An 18,358-nucleotide genomic window follows, 5' to 3' on the forward strand; every position below is an offset into this window, starting at 1 on the left:
CCTCAGGGGGCTTCGCTGCTCAACTGTTCAACCATGGCGTACGCCTGGCGCGGGGAACACGCGCCGAGCGCCCGCCGGCTGCCTTCGCCGGCGGGCGCTCGAATACGGCCCGGATACGGTTCCCCCGGGAGCTCGGCTGCCCCGTGTCAGCTGCCTCCCCCGCATCCGCCCCCGCCGCCGCACGACGAACCCCCGCCGCAGGAGGAGTGACCACCGCAGGAGTGGCCGCCGCCGCAGGAGTGCCCGCCGTGGTGGCCGCCGTGATGCCCGCCCGACGAGCCGGAGTCGGCGGTGCCCGCCCACCAGCTGCCGCCGCCGTCGTACGACGAGGACGAAGAGGACGAGCGGGACGACCCGGACCGGCCGCGGCCGCTCTTGCCGAGCGACACCCGCGCCCGGCGCTTCCTGGACTCGCTCCTCAGCACCGCTACGGCCACGAACGCGGCCACGGCCACGATGAAGATGATGCCGATTCCCATGGCGTCACCCTCCTTCCGTTCCCCCCGAAGCGGCCCCCCGTGGACCGCGGTGACCGACGGATGCCCGGCTCCCCGACGGCTCAAAGCAGAGTTGAGGAACTCCAGAGCTTGGGCGCAGGATGGCCGGCATGACCTCCAGCGCACGCCCTCACCTCAACCGCCGGCTCGCCGAGTTCGGGACGACGATCTTCGCCGAGATGTCCGCACTCGCCGTGGCGACCGGGGCGATCAACCTCGGCCAGGGCTTCCCCGACACCGACGGCCCCAAGGAGGTCCGGGAGGCGGCGGTGCGGGCGCTGCGCGAGGGCCGCGGCAACCAGTACCCGCCGGGTCCGGGCGTCCCGGAGCTGCGCACCGCGATCGCCGCGCACCAGCTGCGCCGCTACGGGCTGTCGTACGACCCCGACACGGAGGTGCTGGTCACGGCGGGCGCGACGGAGGCGATCGCGGCCTCGCTGCTGGCCCTGGTGGAGCCGGGTGACGAAGTGGTGGCCCTGGAGCCGTACTACGACTCCTACGCGGCGAGCATCGCGCTGGCGGGCGGCCGCCGGGTGCCGGTGACCCTGCGCCCGCACGACGGCTCCTTCCGCCTGGACCTGGACGAGCTGCGCGCGGCGGTCACCGACCGCACCCGCCTCCTCCTGATCAACACCCCGCACAATCCGACCGGTACGGTCCTCACGCGCGCGGAGCTGGCGGCGATCGCCGAGCTGGCGGTCGAGCGGGACCTGCTGGTGGTCACGGACGAGGTCTACGAGCACCTGGTCTTCGACGCCGCCGAGCATCTGCCGCTCGCCTCCTTCCCCGGCATGCGCGAGCGCACGGTGACGATCGGCTCGGCCGGCAAGACGTTCTCCTTCACGGGCTGGAAGGTCGGCTGGGTCACGGCCGTGCCGGAGCTGGTCACCGCGGTCCGCTCGGTGAAGCAGTTCCTGACGTACGTCTCCTCGGGCCCCTTCCAGTACGCGGTCGCCGAGGCCCTCGCCCTGCCCGACTCCTACTTCGAGGACTTCCGCCGCTCGATGCTGGCCCGCCGCGACATCCTCGCCGAGGGCCTCACGGCGGCCGGCTTCGAGGTCTTCCGCCCGGCCGGCACGTACTTCGTCACCACCGACATCCGCCCCCTGGGCGAGAAGGACGGCTTCGCCTTCTGCCGCGCCCTGCCGGAGCGCGCGGGCGTCGTGGCCATCCCGAACGCCGTCTTCTACGACGACCGGGAGGCGGGCGCACCGTTCGTACGGTTCGCGTTCTGCAAGCGCGAGGAGGTCCTGAGGGAGGCCGTGGAGAGGCTGCGGGCGCTCTAGCTGCAGGCCCGACCAGCCACAACGCACCCGCAGACGGGCGACGGCGAACAGCGCAACGGCGCGTCACCGCACGGCCCAACCGCACCGTCACGCAGGGTGCGTAGATGTGACTTATGCCAGTACCACCCTCGCCAAGCCCGTAGCCGCGCCGAAGCCGGCGCAGCGTACCGTGCGGGCGAGCTGGGTCGCCGTGAGCCTCTTTCTCGGCGCCCGGCTCACCGGCGCGGCCGTGCTCGCCCTCGTCGCACACAGCGTCGGCAAGCACCCGCTGACGCTGCTCGCCCGGTCCTGGGACTCGGTCTGGTACCTGGGCATCGCCGCGCACGGCTACGGCCACGACCTGCCCTCGCACCACCCGGGCGTCCACAGCGACCTGGCGTTCTTCCCGCTGTACCCGGCGCTGGTGCGGGCGGTGACCACGCTGACCCCGCTCGGCGGCGGCACGGCCGGGCTGCTGCTCTCGTGGACCGCGGCCGCCGTGGCCGCCGCCGGGATCCACGCGGTCGGCTCCCGGCTGCACGGGCGGGCCACCGGTATAGCGCTGGTGCTGCTGTGGGCGCTGCTGCCGCACTCGGTGGTGCTGTCGCTGGCGTACACCGAGCCGGTGCTGACCGCGTTCGCGGCCTGGTCGCTGTACGCGGTGCTGGCCGGGAACTGGCTGCGGGCGGGCGTCCTCGCGGCGCTCGCGGGGCTGGCCAGGCCGAACGGCTTCGCGGTCGCCGCCGCGGTGCTGGGCGTGGCCGGAGTCGAGGTGTGGCGGCGGCGCGGAAAGGTTTCCCACAGGCTGTGGACGGGCGTGGCACTCGCCCCGCTGGGCTGGACGGCGTATGTGCTGTGGGTCGGCCGGCGCAAGGGCGATCTGCTGGGCGGCTACTTCGAGGTGCAGCGGCTGTGGGGGTCGAAGTTCGACTTCGGGCGCGGTGCGCTGCGGTACCTGCGCGCGATGCTGCTGGACGGCAGCCGGTTCGTGGTCCCGATGGCGCTGGCCGTCGTGGCGGTGGCGACGCTGCTGTACGTGGTGCTGCTCCTGGACCGCGCCCCCCTGCCGCTGCTCGTCTACGCCGGGGTGCTGCTGCTGATCGCGCTCGGCGGGTCGGGGTTCTTCGAGTCCAAGCCGCGGTTCCTGCTGCCGGCGTTCCCGCTGCTGCTGCCGCTCGCCCGGGGGCTGGTGCGAACGGCAAGAACCCGGCCGTGGCACGCGACCGTGCTGGTCGCGGCCCTGGCCGGGCTCAGCTATCTCTACGGCGCGTACCTGGTGGTGTACGCGGAGGCACCGCTGTAGGCGGTGCTGCGGGTCCTACTCGCCGTCGGCTTCGCCGTCGCCCTCGGGCTGGTCCGCCTCGTTGACGGCCTCCTCCAGGCCGAGCGTCTCGACGAGCCACTTGTCGAACTCGATCGCGGCCCGCACCCAGCTGACCGTGGAGGAGACGAAGTGGTTGATGTCGACGCCCGTGCCGATCAGCATCTGGGCCTCACCGATGAGGCGGACGGTGCCGTCGTCGTGGGTGTGGGTGTACACCTTGGGCCACAGCGTGCGGCGGTTCCAGTCGTCGACGGACTCCAGCAGCTGCGGCTTCTCGTCGATCTTGTGGGGGCGGTCGTAGAAGGTCCGCACCGAGAAGACGGCCTGCTCGGCCTCCCCGCGGAACATGAAGTACGTGCGGAACAGCTCCCACGGGGCCGCGAGGTCACCCTCCTCGTCGACGACGTACTTCAGCTCCATCTGGTCGAGGAGCTGCTTCACGAGGTCCTGATCCGGGAGGACGGGGCCGGCCGGTCCCTGGGGCTGCGGTTCGGGCTGGCCCCCGAAGTTCGGAATCGAGGACGGGTCGATGCTCACCGTGTTTTTCCCTTCATGGTGGATTCCGCCATCCTCCCCCATCCGGGGAGGGGGGTGGCAAGCCCCGGCGGCCCCGTGTCAGCCCAGGGCTGACATTACCCGTCGCCCGCCGGGGAACCTCCGTCGACGAGTACCCCGGTCACAGCGTCTTCCCGGTCGCCGGGCCCACCAGCAGCCCCTCCCCGAAGCGGTCGACGCGGACCGTGTCGCCGTCCTTGACCTCGCCGGACAGGATCTCCTTGGCGAGGCGGTCGCCGATGGCGGTCTGGACGAGGCGGCGCAGCGGGCGGGCGCCGTAGGCCGGGTCGTTGCCCTCCTCGGCGAGCCAGGCCAGCGCCTCCGGGGTGATGTCCAGGGTGAGCCGGCGCTCGGCGAGCCGCCTGCCCAGGCGGTCGATCTGGAGCTGCGCGATCCGCTCCAGCTCGGGCTTGGTCAGGGCCGAGAAGACCACCAGGTCGTCGAGCCGGTTGAGGAACTCCGGCTTGAACGAGGCCCGTACGGCCTCCAGGACCTGCTCCTTCTTCTCGTGCTCGCTGGTCGTCGGCTCGACCAGGTACTGGCTGCCCAGGTTGGAGGTGAGCACCAGGATGGTGTTGCGGAAGTCGACCGTGCGCCCCTGACCGTCCGTCAGGCGGCCGTCGTCCAGCACCTGGAGGAGGATGTCGAAGACCTCGGGGTGGGCCTTCTCCACCTCGTCCAGCAGGACGACGCTGTACGGGCGGCGGCGGACGGCCTCGGTGAGCTGGCCGCCCTCCTCGTAGCCGACGTAGCCGGGGGGCGCGCCGACCAGGCGGGCCACGCTGTGCTTCTCGCTGTACTCGGACATGTCGATGCGGACCATGGCCCGCTCGTCGTCGAAGAGGAAGTCGGCGAGCGCCTTGGCGAGTTCGGTCTTGCCGACACCGGTCGGGCCGAGGAAGAGGAAGGAACCGGTCGGGCGGTCGGGGTCGGCGATCCCGGCCCGCGAGCGTCGTACGGCGTCGCTCACGGCCCGTACCGCCTCGGTCTGGCCGATGAGCCGCCGGCCCAGCTCGTCCTCCATCCGCAGCAGCTTCTGCGTCTCGCCCTCCAGCAGGCGGCCGGCCGGGATGCCGGTCCAGGCGGCGACCACGTCGGCGATGTCGTCGGAGCCGACCTCGTCCTTGACCATCGTGTCCCTGGCGGCCTCCTCCTCGGCCTCGGAGGCGGCCTCCAGCTCCTTCTCCAGCTGCGGGATCTCGCCGTAGAGCAGCTTGGCGGCGGTGTCGAAGTCGCCGTCGCGCTGGGCGCGTTCGGCCTGGCCGCGCAGGTCGTCCAGGCGTTCCTTCAGCTCGCCGACCCGGTTGAGGGACTGCTTCTCCTTCTCCCAGCGGGCGGTCAGGCCCCGCAGCTCCTCCTCCTTGTCGGCGAGGTCGCGGCGCAGCTTCTCCAGCCGGGCGAGGGAGGCGGGGTCGGTCTCCTTGCCGATCGCCAGCTCCTCCATCTTCAGCCGGTCGACGGAGCGCTGGAGTTCGTCGATCTCGACGGGGGACGAGTCGATCTCCATGCGGAGGCGGGAGGCGGCCTCGTCGACCAGGTCGATGGCCTTGTCGGGCAGGAAGCGGGAGGTGATGTACCGGTCGGAGAGGGTCGCGGCAGCCACCAGCGCGCTGTCGGCGATCTGCACCTTGTGGTGGGCCTCGTACCGGCCCTTCAGGCCGCGCAGGATCGCGACGGTGTCCTCGACGGTCGGCTCGGCGACCAGCACCTGCTGGAAGCGGCGCTCCAGCGCGGGGTCCTTCTCGATCCGCTCGCGGTACTCGTCGAGCGTGGTCGCGCCGACCATGCGCAGCTCACCGCGGGCGAGCATGGGCTTGAGCATGTTGCCCGCGTCCATCGCGGAGTCGCCGCCGGCACCGGCCCCGACGACGGTGTGCAGCTCGTCGATGAAGGTGATGATCTGCCCGTCGGAGTCCTTGATCTCGGCGAGGACGGCCTTGAGCCGCTCCTCGAACTCACCGCGGTACTTGGCGCCGGCCACCATCGCACCGAGGTCGAGCGCCACCAGCCGCTTGTTCTTCAGCGACTCGGGCACGTCCCCCTTGACGATCCGCTGCGCGAGCCCCTCGACGACGGCGGTCTTGCCGACACCGGGCTCACCGATGAGGACCGGGTTGTTCTTGGTCCTCCGGCTCAGCACCTGCACGACCCGCCGGATCTCCTGGTCCCGCCCGATGACCGGGTCGAGCCGGCCCTCGCGGGCGGCGGCGGTGAAGTCGGTGCCGAACTTCTCCAGGGCCTTGTACTGACCCTCGGGGTCGGCGGTGGTCACGCGACGTCCTCCCCTGGCCTTCTTGAAGGCCTCCAGCAGCTTCTTCGCATCGGCGCCCTGGCGCACCAGCAGCTCGCCGGCGGCCCCGCCCTTGGCGGCGGTGCCGATCAGCAGATGCTCGGTCGACAGATAGTCGTCGCCGAGGTCCTTCGCGCGCTCCGCGGCGTCGGCGAGCACGGCCAGCAGCTCCCGGCCCGGCTGCGGGGGCGCGACCGTGGATCCGGTCACGCTGGGCAGCGCGGCCAGCAGCTTCTCCGCACCCGCGCGTACGGCCGCCTGGTCGGCCTCCACGGCCGCGAGCAGGTCGGTGATGTTCTCGTTGTCCTGGCCCTGAAGCAGCGCCAGCAGCAGGTGAGCCGGGGTGAGGTCCGCGTGCCCCTCGGTCACGGCCCGGTTGCTCGCCGCGTTGATCGCGTCCCGGCTCCTGTTGGTCAGCTCGGCGTCCACGTCGTCCGTTCTCCTCCTCGGCCACAGTCTCCACTGCTGACTTAACCAGCGTACACAAAGTTGAGTCTATTCCGCTCAAGGTAGGCGGGAAGCGGCGCGGGGGCTAGGTTGCGGGCATGCCGATCCACTCTGAGCAGTACCTGGAGTTCTGGCGAGAACGCCACCTGTGCACCCTGACGACGCTCCGCCCCGACGGCAGTCCGCATGTGGTCCCGGTGGGGGTGACGTACGACGCGGAGGCCGGGCTGGCCAGAGTGATCACCGCGGGGACCAGCGCGAAGGTGCGGCATGTGCGCGCGGCCGGGCCCGAGGGCGCGCGGGTCGCGGTGTGCCAGGTGGCCGGCCGGCGCTGGGCGACGCTGGAAGGGCGCGCACGGGTGCGGACGGAACCGGAACGGGTCGCCGAGGCGGTACGGCGCTACGCCGAGCGCTACAAGCGGACGCCGGGGCCGAATCCGGCGCGCGTGGTGATCGAGATCACGGTGGAACGAGCGCTGGGGAACGGCTGAGATGACCGAAAACCTTCAGCCACCCTGCCGACGCCCTCATACCCGGACATATCCCCACAGACTGCAGCGGCGTCACCGTGTTCAGGTCACGGTGACGCCGCTGCGGGGGAAGCACCTGAGCGATCTTTTACGACGGGGGAATCGCGTCAGGCACTGCGGGGGGTGGCCGAGATGGTCCTCACGTCGTGGTCCGTCGGCCCGCTGAGCCGATGGTCCCGCTGGTCGAGGTTGACAAAGATCATTCCGTACCGGATGGCGCATCGCACCGGCTGGGGCGCGCCCCGCGGCTTGCGCAGGCACCGGTACGCCCGTACGTCCTCGTCGTCGTCCCGCGTCACGACGACCGGCTCACCGAACACGGTCACCATCAGCGAGTCGCCGCTGTGGGGGATGGCGGTGACCAGGTCGATGAAGTGCCAGCCGGAGCGGTAGGCCGTGGCCATTTCACGCCGGAAGGAGCGGTCGTCGGGTGGAGTCGTCATGACCGCACGATCCAGCTGCTGTCACTCGGGGCGACCCACGAACTGTCACCCGGGGCACCGGATGCCGCGATCACCCAACTGCTGTCACCCGAAGCGGCGGCAGCCACGCGCCAACTGCTGTCCTGCGCGGCGGCATCACTCTTCGTCCCCGCGTGGCCGGTCAGCGCCCCGAAGGCCAGTGCGGCGGAGAAGGCGGCGACAAGCGCCGAGCGAAGCATTCTCTTATGCATAGTCGGCTTCGTCCTCATTTGAAGGTCACCTCTCCCCCGTCCGAATACGACGATGGCCCATTCCGGCACGTCATGGCCACACAATCGATGCATCATGTTCCTGCACGTTCAGGACCCTGGGGGGTGGAGATTTGGCGATAAATGAGACTAAGCGGACACATCCCCACGGGCTGACCGACCTGTGCGAGGACGGGCGCCGCCTTTACGGGAACGCTCTCCGGACGGGACGACTGGCCCGTGCGGATGTGGAACCCGCCCCGTGTTTGATGGAGTTCGCCCTCCTTCATCCCGACCCGGACGACCCCAACTGGCTGCGCCCGGTACCCCCCTCGATCGCCCTGGCCCAGCGACTCAACCCGATCGAGCACGAGATCAGTCAGCGACGGCGCCAGTCCATCGAACTCGCCGATGCTTTCGAGCCGTTCATGAGCATCAGTGCCCAGCCGACGGCCACCACGCACTCGATCACTGTGCTGGAAGGACTCGACCGGATCAACGCGGCGCTGGATCTGGCCACGACCCAGTGCCAGAGCGAGATGCTCACCGTGCAGCCGAGCCGCCGGCGGCTCGAACACACCCTCACCAAAGCGCTGGAGCGCGACCGCCCCCTGATCGAACGCGGCTGCCGGATAAGGACTCTCTACCAGCACCCGGCCCGCTACAGCCCGGAGACGCTCGCCTACGTGGCCCAGTTCACCGACGGCAAGGTGGAGTACCGCACCATCGACGAACTCGTCGAGCGGCTGATCGTCTGCGACGAGACCGTGGCCTTCATCCCGACGCGGGACGACGGGGAGATCGCCCTGGAACTCCGGCATCCGGGGCTCGTCCGCTATCTGATCAAGGTCTTCGAGTTCATGTGGGCCCGCGCGGTTCCGCTGAGCGCCGGCGCCCCCTACGAGACCGCCCCCGACGGCATCACCGAGATCCAGCACTCCATCGCCAAGCTGCTGGTCGAGGGGCATGTCGACGAGGCCATCGCGCGGCGCCTGGGCATGAACGTGCGCACCTGCCGGGCCCACATCGCCAAGCTCGCCACCGCGCTGGGCAGCGGCAGCCGGGCCCAACTCGGCTTCCTCATCGCGCAGTCGGGGATGCTGGAACAGGATCTCTGACGCCCGACGGAACAAGAGGCTCGCCTGGACGACACCTGCGCACCGGCACGGCCCGCAGGAGCTGTGCGCAACGGGACTGGAGCTGTACGGCCGCGCCCTGCGCGAGGGGTCCGTGCCGGAACACGAGGCCGCCGAGGCGCCCTGCGTGATCCGGTCCGGGCTGCTCCAGCTGGACCTCGACGACGTGCACCGGCTGCGTCCCGTCGCCCCGGCCCTGGCCCTTCCCCGCCTGCTGCGCGGCATCGCCGAGGACATCGCCCTGCGGCGGCGGGCCGAGACCCGTCCGGCCGAGGCCTTCGAGCCGCTGCCGGCGCTCGGCACCGGCCCCGCGCCGGACGCGGGCACCGGGCTGATCACCCTGCTCAGCGGTGTCGAGCGGATCAGCGACGCCATCCGGCACGCCATGCTCCGCTCCTGCGACGAGGTCCTCACCATCCAGCCGGGCGGCAAGCGCCCCGTCCCGGTCCTGGCCGCCGCCCTGCCCATGGAACAGGAGCTGCTGTCGCGGGGCGGCCGTATGCGCACCCTCTACCGGCACACCACGCGGTACGACCCGGCGGTTCTCGCCCACTACGAGTGCCTGGACGGCGACGTCGAGGTACGCACCCTCGACCAGTGCCCCGGCAGGCAACGATTGCCCGTCGGGGCGAACGTTGCCTGTTGGGGCACTAGGTCCCCGACCGCCTCATCGTCCTCGACCGGGCGGTCGCCTTCGTCCCCGCCAACGCGGACCGGACGGTGGCCGCGGAGATCCGCCATCCCCCGCTCGTCGCCTACCTGGCCACCGCGTTCGACCGCCTCTGGCGCCTGGCGACCCCCATGTACCCGGAAGCCGTCCAGCGTCCCGCCCTCAACGGCGTCACGCCCCGCCGGCGCGCCATCGCGGCCTCCTGGTCGAGGGCCACACGGATGTCGTCATCGCCCACCGGCTCGGCATGAACGTCCGCACGGCCCGGCTGCACATCGCCAAGCTCGCCGCCACCCTCGGCAGCCCAGCCGGGCCCAGCTGGGCCATCTCATCGCACGCTCGGGGATTCTTGATCGGCAGCCGTGAGCGCGCCGGCCGGCAGCGCGGAGCCGCGGTGGCCGTCCAGGCCGACCTGGGCGATCCGCACGCCCAGCTGGGTACGGCTGGCCGCGCCGAGGGTCTCCGACAGGCGGGCGATATGGGCGCGGCAGGTGCGCACGCTGATGCCGAGCCGCTCGGCGATCACCGCGTCCTGGTGGCCCTCGGCGAGCAGCGCGGCGATGGACTGCTCGCGGTGCGAGATGCCCTCGATGCCGGTGTCCGGCAGGGGCGCCGTCAGCGGGATCGCTAGGCGCCAGAGCCGCTCGAAGACCGTCACCAGGTACTCCACGAGGGCCGGGTGGCGCAGTTCCAGGGCCATCGTGCGGTCGGCGTTGGCGGGGATGAAGGCCACCGTGCGGTCGAACAGGATGAGGCGGTCGATCACCTCGTCCAGCGTCCTGGCCTCGACCGTGTCGCCCATCAGCTCCAGGTAGTTGAGCAGCCCCTGCCCGTGCCGGGCCACATGCGTGTACAGGTCGCGCATCCGCACGCCCCGGCCGCGCAGGGCCAGCGCCCGGTGCAGCCCCTCGGTCAGCTCGGCCTCCCGGCGGATGCCGCCCGGCTGCACGGTGAGCACCTCGGTCGTGCACGCCTCGGTCGCCTCGTCCATCGCGGCCTGGATCCGGGAGAGCCCGTCCAGCACCCGGATCGCACTGCCCTCGGCCGGTGCGGCCAGGGCGCCCAGCTGACGGCCGAGACCGGCGTACCACTCGAAGGCGGCCACCGCCGAGCCCACCCGCCGCTGGCTCTCGCTGACCTCGTCGTAGACCCCGCGCAGCAGCCTGGTCATGACCTCCTGCGGGGAGGTCGGCACCAGCCAGTCCATGTCGTCCGGGTCCGGGTGCAGCAGGGCCAGCTCCAGCAGGCAGGGCACCGCCTCGGCATCAGTACGGGGCACGCGCCCGCGGCGCACGGCCCGTGAGTACACCCGATCCCCGGCCGCGCACAGCCGGTCGGCGCCGTGTGGATGCTGCTCCGCCCCGCGCCCGGCCATCGTGCATTTCACCCCCGGTGTGCTGCCACTTCCGCAGCGCAACTATGCGCGGCGCCGACCGGGTCCGCAACACGGCTCACCCCAACAGGGCCGCCGCAAAACGCCGTTATGTCCGGGTATCGGGCATGCTCCGCCCCTCGCATTGCAACAAGCTGAAGGTGGTGGGGCCGGATCACGCCAGGCATCGTTGATCCGGCCGCATCGCGCCCACGGGGGTGGCGCCATGCGGCAGGCCCGGCCGGTGCGCCAGGGCGCGGCCCGAGGGTCTACTTCAGGCCGATCGCCGCGCAGGCCGCCCGGTACTTGGCGGTGCAGATGTCGTCCACGGTGTAGATGCCGTCCGCGAGGACCGTGGACTTGATGTTGCTCTTGGTCAGGGCGACCGGCTGGATCAGCTTGGCCGGGATGCTCTTGTCCGTGGGGCTGTCGACCTTGTCCTGGGTGAGCGCGTCGAACTGGATGTCCTTGCCCTGGACCCTGGCGACGGCCATCTGCGCGGCGGCCTCGGCCTCGTCGGGGTAGGCCTTGTAGACGCTCATGTACTGCTCGCCGAGCACGATCCGCTGCACCGCGTCGAGTTCCGCGTCCTGGCCGGTGACCGGGGGCAGGCTGGTGACACCGGCGGCCTTCAGGGCCTTGATGACACCGCCGGCCATGCCGTCGTTGGCGGCGTAGACGCCGGCGATGTTGTTCTTGCCGATCGCGTTGATGGCCTTGGCCATGTTGGATTCGGCGAGCTCCGGCTTCCAGTCCGTGGTGTCGTACGTCGCCGCGATCGTCACCTTGCCGGTCAGCTCGGAGAGCGCGCCCTCCTTGAACTGCTTGGCGTTCGGGTCGGTGGGCGAGCCGTTCACCATGACGATCTTGGAGGAGGAGTCGGCGCTCGAACCGAGTCCCGACAGCAGGGTGCGGCCCTGCACCTCGCCGACCAGTTCGTTGTCGAAGGAGACATAGGCGTCGATCGGGCCCTCGGCGAGACGGTCGTAGGCGATGACCGGAATGCCCGCGTCCTTGGCCTTCTTCACCTCGGCGGCGATCGCGTGCGAGTCGACGGCGTCGAGCAGAATGACGTCGACCTTCTCGTCGATCATCTTCTGCAGCTGCGAGGCCTGCTGGGAGGCGTCGGCGTTCGCATTCGCGTACTCGACCGTCCCCTTCTGGCCGGTGAGTTCGGCCACCTTGCGCTTGATGATGGGGAAGTCGAACTTGTCGTAACGGGTGTTGGCCTTCTCCGGCAGCAGCAGGCCCACGGTGAGGTCGTTGCCCTTGCTCGGGCTCGCGTCCCCGCCGGCCCCCGTCGCGTTCAGCACCCCACAGCCGGCGAGCGAGAGGGTCATCGTGGACGCGACCACGGATATGGCGATACGACGCATTCGAGGGCTCACTTCAGGTGCGTTCCGGACGTAGGGCTGCTATACGACCCAGGTGTCTGAAAAGACAACGCGGCGGCCACACCCGGCGTCAAGCGGAACTACTTAACGAGTCCGCAACACCACGCACGGCTGACTCTGTGAAGGCCGAGCGGAATCCCCTCCAAATGCTCTTTACGGACCCTCCATTCAAAGGGAGTTCATGGGCCGGCAAAAATCGGCACAACCGACTCGGCCCCCGGCGCGTCATGATCACCGAAAGGGCACGTCGCCCACCGATATCTTCACCTGTGCGAAGAGGAGACCGAATGGATCCGACCGGCCACTGCCCCGGGTGGCGCTGACCGTCGACGGTGCGCGGGCGGTCGTGGCGCCCGCCCGGGGACGGCTGACCCGGCGGTCGTACCGCGTCGACGTACGGCACGCGGGCCGCCACTGGCGGCTGGTGCCGGACTCGGTCCCCGGCAGCCGGCTGTCGCGCGACGGAGAGCGTCTCGGGGATCTCCGCTGCGAGGGCGACGGACGGGTGTCCGCCGTGTGGCGCGAAGGGGCGCGGCCCGACGCCACGGACGCGGCCCTCGGATACGCCCCGGCCGCCGCGTTCGGCACCGGCGCCCGGCCGATGTGGATGATCGCGACGGAACTGGCCGGCGAGCTGCTCCCCGGCTGACCCACGGTGCTCCCCGGCCGGCGCCGGATACGGCGAGGGGCCGGAAGGATCGTTCCTCCCGGCCCCTCGCCGTGTGCGTCCCGGCGCTGTTCAGTCCTGCTGCCGCTTGGGCCGCCACACCACCAGCGCGCTGGTCTGCTGGACCTCCTGGTACGGGACCAGGTCGCGGCGGTAGGAGGCGTGGACGGCGGCCTCGCGCTGCTGCATCGCGGCCGCCGCGCCGTCCAGGGCCGCCTCCAGCTCCGCGACGCGGGACTGCAGGGCGGCGACCTGGTTCTCCAGTTCGATGATGCGCTTGATGCCGGCCAGGTTGATGCCCTCGTCCTGCGACAACTGCTGGACGGTACGCAGCAGTTCGATGTCACGGGCCGAGTAGCGCCGGCCCCGGCCCGCGGTGCGGTCCGGGGAGACCAGGCCCAGCCGGTCGTACTGGCGCAGCGTCTGCGGGTGGAGTCCGGAGAGCTGGGCCGCCACCGAGATGACGTAGACCGGGGTCTCCTCGGTCAGTTCATACGGATTACGTCGACGGCCGTCCATCTCTTTCAGTCTCCCTTCGCGGCCTCGAACAGGTCCGCCCGCGGATCCTCACCCGCGGTCGCCTCGCGATACGCCTCGAGCGCGTCACGAGCCTTCCCCGACACGTCCTTGGGAACACACACCTCGACGGTGACCAGCAGATCGCCGCGGGTGCCGTCCTTGCGGACCGCGCCCTTGCCGCGGGCGCGCATCGTCCGGCCGTTGGGTGTGCCGGGCGGCAGCTTCAGGGTGACGGGCGGGCCGCCGAGGGTCGGCACCCGGACCTCGCCGCCGAGGGCCGCCTCGGCGAACGTCACCGGGACGGTCACCGTGAGGTTGTCGCCCTTGCGGCCGAACACCGGGTGCTCGCCGACGTGCACGACCACGTACAGGTCGCCCGCCGGGCCGCCCCGCTCGCCGGGCGCGCCCTTGCCGCGCAGCCGGATCCGCTGCCCGTCGGTGACGCCCGCCGGGATGCGGACCTGCATCGTGCGCGAGGACTTCGCGCGGCCGCTGCCCTTGCACTCCGGGCAGGCGTGCTCGGCGATCAGACCGCGGCCCTTGCAGTCGGGGCAGGGGTCGGTGAGCGAGAAGCCGCCGCCCGAGCCCCGGGCGACCTGCCCGGTGCCGACGCAGGTCGGGCACACGCGCGGTGTGCCGTTCTTGTCGCCGGTGCCCGAGCAGGCCTTGCAGGGCGCCTGGGAGGACATCCGAAGCGGCACCGTGGCGCCCTCGATGGCCTCCGTGAAGCTCAGCGTGACCTCGGACTCGATGTCCTGGCCGCGCCTCGGCTGGGTCCGCGTGCCGGTGGTGCCGCCGCGGTTGAACAGCCCCCCGAAGACGTCACCGATGCCGCCGCCGAAGCCTCCGCCCTGGGTGGTCCCACCGCCTCCGAAGAGGTCGCCCAGGTCGAAGTTGAAGGAACCGCCGGCGCCCGGCCCGGGGCGGAAGCCGCCGTTGCCGAACAGGGCGCGCGCGTCGTCGTATTCCTTGCGCTTCTTGGGGTCGCCGAGTATGTCGTTCGCCTCGGAGATCTCCTTGAAGCGCTCCTCGGCCTTGGTGTTGCCCTTGTTGGCGTCCGGGTGGAACTCGCGGGCGAGCTTCCGGTACGCCTTCTTGATCTCGGCCTCGGTGGCGTCCTTGGGGACGCCGAGGACCTTGTAGTAGTCCTTCTCGATGAAGTCCTTGGTGCTCATCCTCGACGTACCCCCTTTCCGGAGTTCCCCTCAGTGTGGTCGTCAGCCCTCGTCCGGGCCACCGTTCTCCTTGTCGTCGGTGGAACCGGTGGAACCGGTGGAGTTGGCGGAGCCGGTGGAGTTGGCGGAGCCGGCCTGCTTCGCCTCGGTGGTCTCCTCGGCGCCCTCGGCCTTGACCGTCTGTGCGCCGGGCTGCGGCTCGGCGACGGCCACCCGCGCGGGGCGGATGGTGCGCTCGCCGATGCGATACCCGGGCTGCAGGATGGCCACGCAGGTCGTCTCGGTGACGTCCGGCGCGTACGAATGCATCAGGGCTTCGTGGATGGTCGGGTCGAAGGGCTCGCCCTCCTTGCCGAACTGCTGCAGGCCCATCTTCGCCGCGACGGTCTCCATCGACTCGCCCACCGACTTGAAGCCGCCGACCAGTTCGCCGTGTTCCCGTGCGCGGCCGATGTCGTCGAGCACCGGAAGGAGCTCGGTCAGGAGGTTCGCGATGGCGATCTCCTTGACCGCGATCCGGTCGCGCTCGACGCGGCGGCGGTAGTTCTGGTACTCGGCCTGGAGGCGCTGGAGGTCCAACGTGCGCTCGTTCAACGCCGTGCGCACCTGGTCCAGCTGGGCCACCAGACCCACGCTCTCGTTTCCGTCCCCGGCCGGGGCCGCCCCCTCCTCGGGGGCGGCCTTCGACTCGGCGTCGTCGGGGCTGGCGCCGGAGGGGACGTCGGGCTTCTCCTCGAAGCCCGGGGTCTCCTCCGTCACGCGGCACCGTCCTTGCGCTCTTCGTCGACGATCTCGGCGTCGACGACGTCGTCGTCCGCGGGCTTGGCGCCACCGGCGGCGGCACCCTCCGGACCGGCGCCCTGCGCGGCCTGGGCGTCGGCGTACATGGCCTGGCCCAGCTTCTGCGAGACGGCCGCGACCTTCTCGGTGGCGGTGCGGATCTCGGCGGTGTCCTCGCCCTTGAGCTTCTCCTTCAGCTCGGCGACGGCGGACTCCACCTCGGTCTTGATCTCGCCGGGGACCTTGTCCTCGTTGTCCTTGAGGAACTTCTCGGTCTGGTAGACGAGCTGCTCGCCCTGGTTGCGGGTCTCGGCGGCCTCGCGGCGGCGGTGGTCCTCCTCCGCGTACTGCTCGGCCTCCTGGCGCATCCGGTCGACCTCGTCCTTCGGGAGCGAAGAACCGCCGGTGACGGTCATCTTCTGCTCCTTGCCGGTGCCGAGGTCCTTCGCCGTGACGTGCATGATGCCGTTGGCGTCGATGTCGAAGGAGACCTCGATCTGCGGGACGCCACGCGGCGCCGGCGGCAGACCGGTCAGCTCGAACATGCCGAGCTTCTTGTTGTACGCCGCGATCTCGCGCTCGCCCTGGTAGACCTGGATCTGCACGGACGGCTGGTTGTCCTCGGCCGTCGTGAAGATCTCGGAGCGCTTGGTCGGGATCGTGGTGTTGCGCTCGATCAGCTTGGTCATGATGCCGCCCTTGGTCTCGATACCGAGGGACAGCGGGGTGACGTCGAGCAGCAGGACGTCCTTGACCTCGCCCTTGAGGACACCGGCCTGGAGCGAGGCGCCGATGGCGACGACCTCGTCCGGGTTCACACCCTTGTTGGCCTCCTTGCCGCCGGTCAGCTCCTTGACGAGCTCGGCGACGGCGGGCATACGGGTGGAGCCGCCGACGAGGACGACGTGGTCGATCTCCGAGAGGGAGATGCCGGCGTCCTTGATGACGTTGTGGAACGGGGTCTTGGTGCGCTCCAGCAGGTCCGAGGTGAGCTGCTGGAACTGGGCGCGGGTGAGCTTCTCGTCCAGGTGCAGCGGGCCCTCGGCGGACGCCGTGATGTACGGCAGGTTGATCGAGGTCTCGGTGGAGGAGGACAGCTCGATCTTGGCCTTCTCGGCGGCCTCACGGAGGCGCTGCAGGGCCATCTTGTCCTTGGACAGGTCCACGCCGTGCCCGGACTGGAACTGCTTGACCAGGTACTCGACGATGCGCTGGTCCCAGTCGTCACCACCGAGGTGGTTGTCACCGTTGGTGGCCTTCACCTCGACGACGCCGTCGCCGATCTCCAGCAGGGACACGTCGAAGGTGCCGCCACCGAGGTCGAAGACGAGGATCGTCTGGTCGTCCTTGTCGAGGCCGTAGGCCAGCGCGGCGGCGGTCGGCTCGTTGACGATGCGCAGGACGTTCAGACCGGCGATCTCGCCGGCCTCCTTCGTCGCCTGACGCTCGGAGTCGTTGAAGTACGCCGGTACGGTGATGACCGCGTCGGTCACCTTCTCGCCCAGGTAGGCCTCGGCGTCCCGCTTCAGCTTCTGCAGGATGAACGCGGAGATCTGCTGCGGGTTGAAGTCCTTGCCGTCGAGCTGGATCTTCCAGTCGGTGCCCATGTGGCGCTTCACCGAGCGGATGGTCCGGTCCACGTTCGTGACCGCCTGGCGCTTGGCGACCTCGCCGACGAGCACCTCGCCGTTCTTGGCGAAGGCGACGACGGACGGCGTGGTCCTGGCGCCCTCGGCGTTGGTGATGACGGTGGGCTCGCCGCCCTCCAGAACGCTGACGACGGAGTTAGTCGTGCCCAGGTCGATGCCGACCGCACGTGCCATGGTTGATTCCTCCAGCTGACTTGAGTGGAACGGACTCAAGCATGCATGACTCTCCCCGCTGGGTCAACAGACCTGAGTCGGACCGACTCAGGTCTTATCCGTTCCTTACACGCAACTGGCTGCTGACCTGCGTCGATACCGTCCGCTGGGACGACTGGACAGGGATGCCAAGGAGTACGACGACCACCAGCAGCGCCCCTCCGGCCACCCACAGCACCGCCCCCTCCCCCGTCCACCCGGTGTGCACGAGCACCCCCACGAGCACCGAGGAGAAGGAGGCGGCACCCAGCAGGATGACCGAGCCCGGCGGGGTCAGCCCGAGCCGCCGCAGCCGGTGCGCGAGATGGTCGGGGCCGCGCCGCAGCAGCGGCCGCCGGGCCAGCCCCCGGGCCAGGACCACCAGAAGGGCGTCGGCGAGGGCCACCGCGCCGAGGCAGAACATCACCGCGGCGCTCGGCCCGAGGTCGTACCCCGCGCGCGTGAAGACCAGCGAGGACGACAGCAGGAACCCGGTGAACAGCGAGCCGCAGTTGCCGAGCCCGATCCGCGCGGGATGCCAGTTGTGCATCAGGAAGCCGGTGAGGGCGGCGGCGAACACGCTCAGCAGGACGGCGAGCCCGTCCATGATCTCGGCCGCGGCACAGGCTCCCGCCCCGAAGGCGGTCACGACCCCGACGGTGCCGGCCAGGCCGTCCGCGTGGTCGAGCCCCTTGAAGGCCAGCGAGGCCGCGACGATCCAGCCCACGCCCAGCAGCCCGCCCAGCACCCCCGTCTCGTCGTACGGCACCACACAGGCCGCCGCCACGGCCGTACCGGCGACGAGCACGCGCGGGCGCAGCCGCCAGACGTCGGCGATCAGGCCGAGCGCGGCCACCGAGGCGGCGGCGACGACCAGTGCGCAGACGCCGTCGCCGAGCGGGGCGACCCCGGTCCACTGTCCGACCCCGGCGACGAGACAGGTGACGACCACCACGGCGAGCCCGCCGAGCAGCGGCAGCCGCCGGTGCAGCCGCCGGTCGACGATGCCCGCCCGCAGCGCGGGCACCCTGAGCAGCGCCGCGAGAAGGGCGGCGAGAAGGAGGGCTGCGGTAGCGGCGGCGATCCCGTAGAGCACAGCCCTAAGGTAGGGGCGAAAGTAGCAATTCGGTACGAATAACACGATCCGATGACCCGTGGGATGATGCGCATCACCCCGCGCTCGGCTGCATCCCGGCGGAAGATGGGGGTAGTCTCAGACGGACTGA

The 18,358-nt window shown here is 70.7% G+C and carries 17 protein-coding genes and 1 pseudogene; 6 read left to right on the top strand and 12 right to left on the bottom strand.

Going from position 1 to position 18,358, the window contains the following annotated elements:
- Positions 1–146: 146 nt before the first annotated feature.
- Positions 147–479 carry a hypothetical protein gene (locus AB5L52_RS20700; protein ID WP_369365523.1) on the bottom strand — a complete coding sequence of 111 codons (333 nt, stop codon included), beginning with the start codon at positions 477–479 and terminating at the stop codon, positions 147–149.
- Positions 480–598: 119 nt separating this feature from the next.
- Here AB5L52_RS20700 and AB5L52_RS20705 point away from each other — a divergent pair, with 119 nt between their 5' ends.
- Together AB5L52_RS20705 and AB5L52_RS20710 are read left to right on the top strand one after the other, a co-directional pair.
- Complete coding sequence (locus AB5L52_RS20705) at positions 599–1,783, top strand: pyridoxal phosphate-dependent aminotransferase (RefSeq protein WP_369365525.1); 1,185 nt, start codon at positions 599–601, stop codon at positions 1,781–1,783.
- A 169-nt stretch (positions 1,784–1,952) separates the two neighbouring features.
- Positions 1,953–3,065 (top strand): hypothetical protein, encoded by a 1,113-nt coding sequence (locus AB5L52_RS20710; protein WP_369368943.1) that lies wholly within the window; start codon positions 1,953–1,955, stop codon positions 3,063–3,065.
- 15 nt (positions 3,066–3,080) lie between these two features.
- On the opposite strand, the gene AB5L52_RS20715 is transcribed toward AB5L52_RS20710, so the two are convergent.
- Entirely contained in the window at positions 3,081–3,623 is a 543-nt protein-coding gene (locus AB5L52_RS20715; protein WP_351025839.1) for a YbjN domain-containing protein, read from the bottom strand.
- Between the two features lie 139 nt (positions 3,624–3,762).
- Complete coding sequence (clpB, locus tag AB5L52_RS20720) at positions 3,763–6,360, bottom strand: ATP-dependent chaperone ClpB (RefSeq protein ID WP_351025836.1); 2,598 nt, start codon at positions 6,358–6,360, stop codon at positions 3,763–3,765.
- Between the two features lie 116 nt (positions 6,361–6,476).
- Between clpB and AB5L52_RS20725 the strand changes: the two genes are divergently transcribed.
- Positions 6,477–6,869, top strand: a complete 393-nt coding sequence (locus AB5L52_RS20725; RefSeq protein WP_369365529.1) for a pyridoxamine 5'-phosphate oxidase family protein — start codon at positions 6,477–6,479, stop codon at positions 6,867–6,869.
- Between the two features lie 146 nt (positions 6,870–7,015).
- On the opposite strand, the gene AB5L52_RS20730 is transcribed toward AB5L52_RS20725, so the two are convergent.
- Together AB5L52_RS20730 and AB5L52_RS20735 are read right to left on the bottom strand one after the other, a co-directional pair.
- Entirely contained in the window at positions 7,016–7,351 is a 336-nt protein-coding gene (locus AB5L52_RS20730; RefSeq protein ID WP_351025831.1) for a hypothetical protein, read from the bottom strand.
- Positions 7,348–7,569, bottom strand: a complete 222-nt coding sequence (locus AB5L52_RS20735) for a hypothetical protein (RefSeq protein ID WP_351025829.1) — start codon at positions 7,567–7,569, stop codon at positions 7,348–7,350. The genes AB5L52_RS20730 and AB5L52_RS20735 overlap by 4 nt, the downstream gene beginning before the upstream one ends.
- A gap of 278 nt (positions 7,570–7,847) precedes the next feature.
- On the opposite strand from AB5L52_RS20735, the gene AB5L52_RS20740 reads away from it, so the two are divergent.
- Both AB5L52_RS20740 and AB5L52_RS20745 read left to right on the top strand, forming a co-directional pair.
- Positions 7,848–8,696, top strand: a complete 849-nt coding sequence (locus tag AB5L52_RS20740) for a helix-turn-helix transcriptional regulator (RefSeq protein WP_351025826.1) — start codon at positions 7,848–7,850, stop codon at positions 8,694–8,696.
- Positions 8,689–9,750: pseudogene (locus AB5L52_RS20745) on the top strand (helix-turn-helix transcriptional regulator). The gene AB5L52_RS20740 and the pseudogene AB5L52_RS20745 overlap by 8 nt, the downstream one beginning before the upstream one ends.
- Here AB5L52_RS20745 and AB5L52_RS20750 read toward each other — a convergent pair.
- Positions 9,713–10,759: a LuxR C-terminal-related transcriptional regulator gene (locus tag AB5L52_RS20750; protein WP_351025823.1), complete on the bottom strand. Its 1,047-nt coding sequence runs from the start codon at positions 10,757–10,759 to the stop codon at positions 9,713–9,715. The pseudogene AB5L52_RS20745 and the gene AB5L52_RS20750 sit on opposite strands and share 38 nt — an antisense overlap.
- A gap of 266 nt (positions 10,760–11,025) precedes the next feature.
- A complete protein-coding gene (locus AB5L52_RS20755; protein WP_351025821.1) occupies positions 11,026–12,132 on the bottom strand; it encodes a substrate-binding domain-containing protein in 1,107 nt (368 codons plus the stop codon).
- Positions 12,133–12,463: 331 nt separating this feature from the next.
- Here AB5L52_RS20755 and AB5L52_RS20760 point away from each other — a divergent pair, with 331 nt between their 5' ends.
- Positions 12,464–12,799 (top strand): hypothetical protein, encoded by a 336-nt coding sequence (locus tag AB5L52_RS20760; protein WP_369365532.1) that lies wholly within the window; start codon positions 12,464–12,466, stop codon positions 12,797–12,799.
- 90 nt (positions 12,800–12,889) lie between these two features.
- Here AB5L52_RS20760 and AB5L52_RS20765 read toward each other — a convergent pair whose 3' ends face one another.
- The 5 genes from AB5L52_RS20765 to AB5L52_RS20785 form a co-directional block, all read right to left on the bottom strand.
- Positions 12,890–13,336: a heat shock protein transcriptional repressor HspR gene (locus tag AB5L52_RS20765; protein WP_023547970.1), complete on the bottom strand. Its 447-nt coding sequence runs from the start codon at positions 13,334–13,336 to the stop codon at positions 12,890–12,892.
- Between the two features lie 5 nt (positions 13,337–13,341).
- Positions 13,342–14,511 carry a molecular chaperone DnaJ gene (gene dnaJ / locus AB5L52_RS20770; RefSeq protein ID WP_351025816.1) on the bottom strand — a complete coding sequence of 390 codons (1,170 nt, stop codon included), beginning with the start codon at positions 14,509–14,511 and terminating at the stop codon, positions 13,342–13,344.
- A gap of 42 nt (positions 14,512–14,553) precedes the next feature.
- On the bottom strand, positions 14,554–15,270 hold the full coding sequence (gene grpE, locus AB5L52_RS20775) for a nucleotide exchange factor GrpE (RefSeq protein WP_369365535.1): 717 nt from the start codon (positions 15,268–15,270) through the stop codon (positions 14,554–14,556).
- Complete coding sequence (gene dnaK, locus AB5L52_RS20780; protein WP_351025811.1) at positions 15,267–17,114, bottom strand: molecular chaperone DnaK; 1,848 nt, start codon at positions 17,112–17,114, stop codon at positions 15,267–15,269. Before dnaK ends, grpE begins: the two co-directional genes overlap by 4 nt.
- 94 nt (positions 17,115–17,208) lie before the next feature.
- Positions 17,209–18,228 carry an MraY family glycosyltransferase gene (locus tag AB5L52_RS20785; RefSeq protein WP_351025808.1) on the bottom strand — a complete coding sequence of 340 codons (1,020 nt, stop codon included), beginning with the start codon at positions 18,226–18,228 and terminating at the stop codon, positions 17,209–17,211.
- Positions 18,229–18,358: the final 130 nt, after the last annotated feature.

The organism is Streptomyces sp. CG4 (assembly GCF_041080655.1).
Classification (GTDB): Bacteria; Actinomycetota; Actinomycetes; order Streptomycetales; family Streptomycetaceae; genus Streptomyces.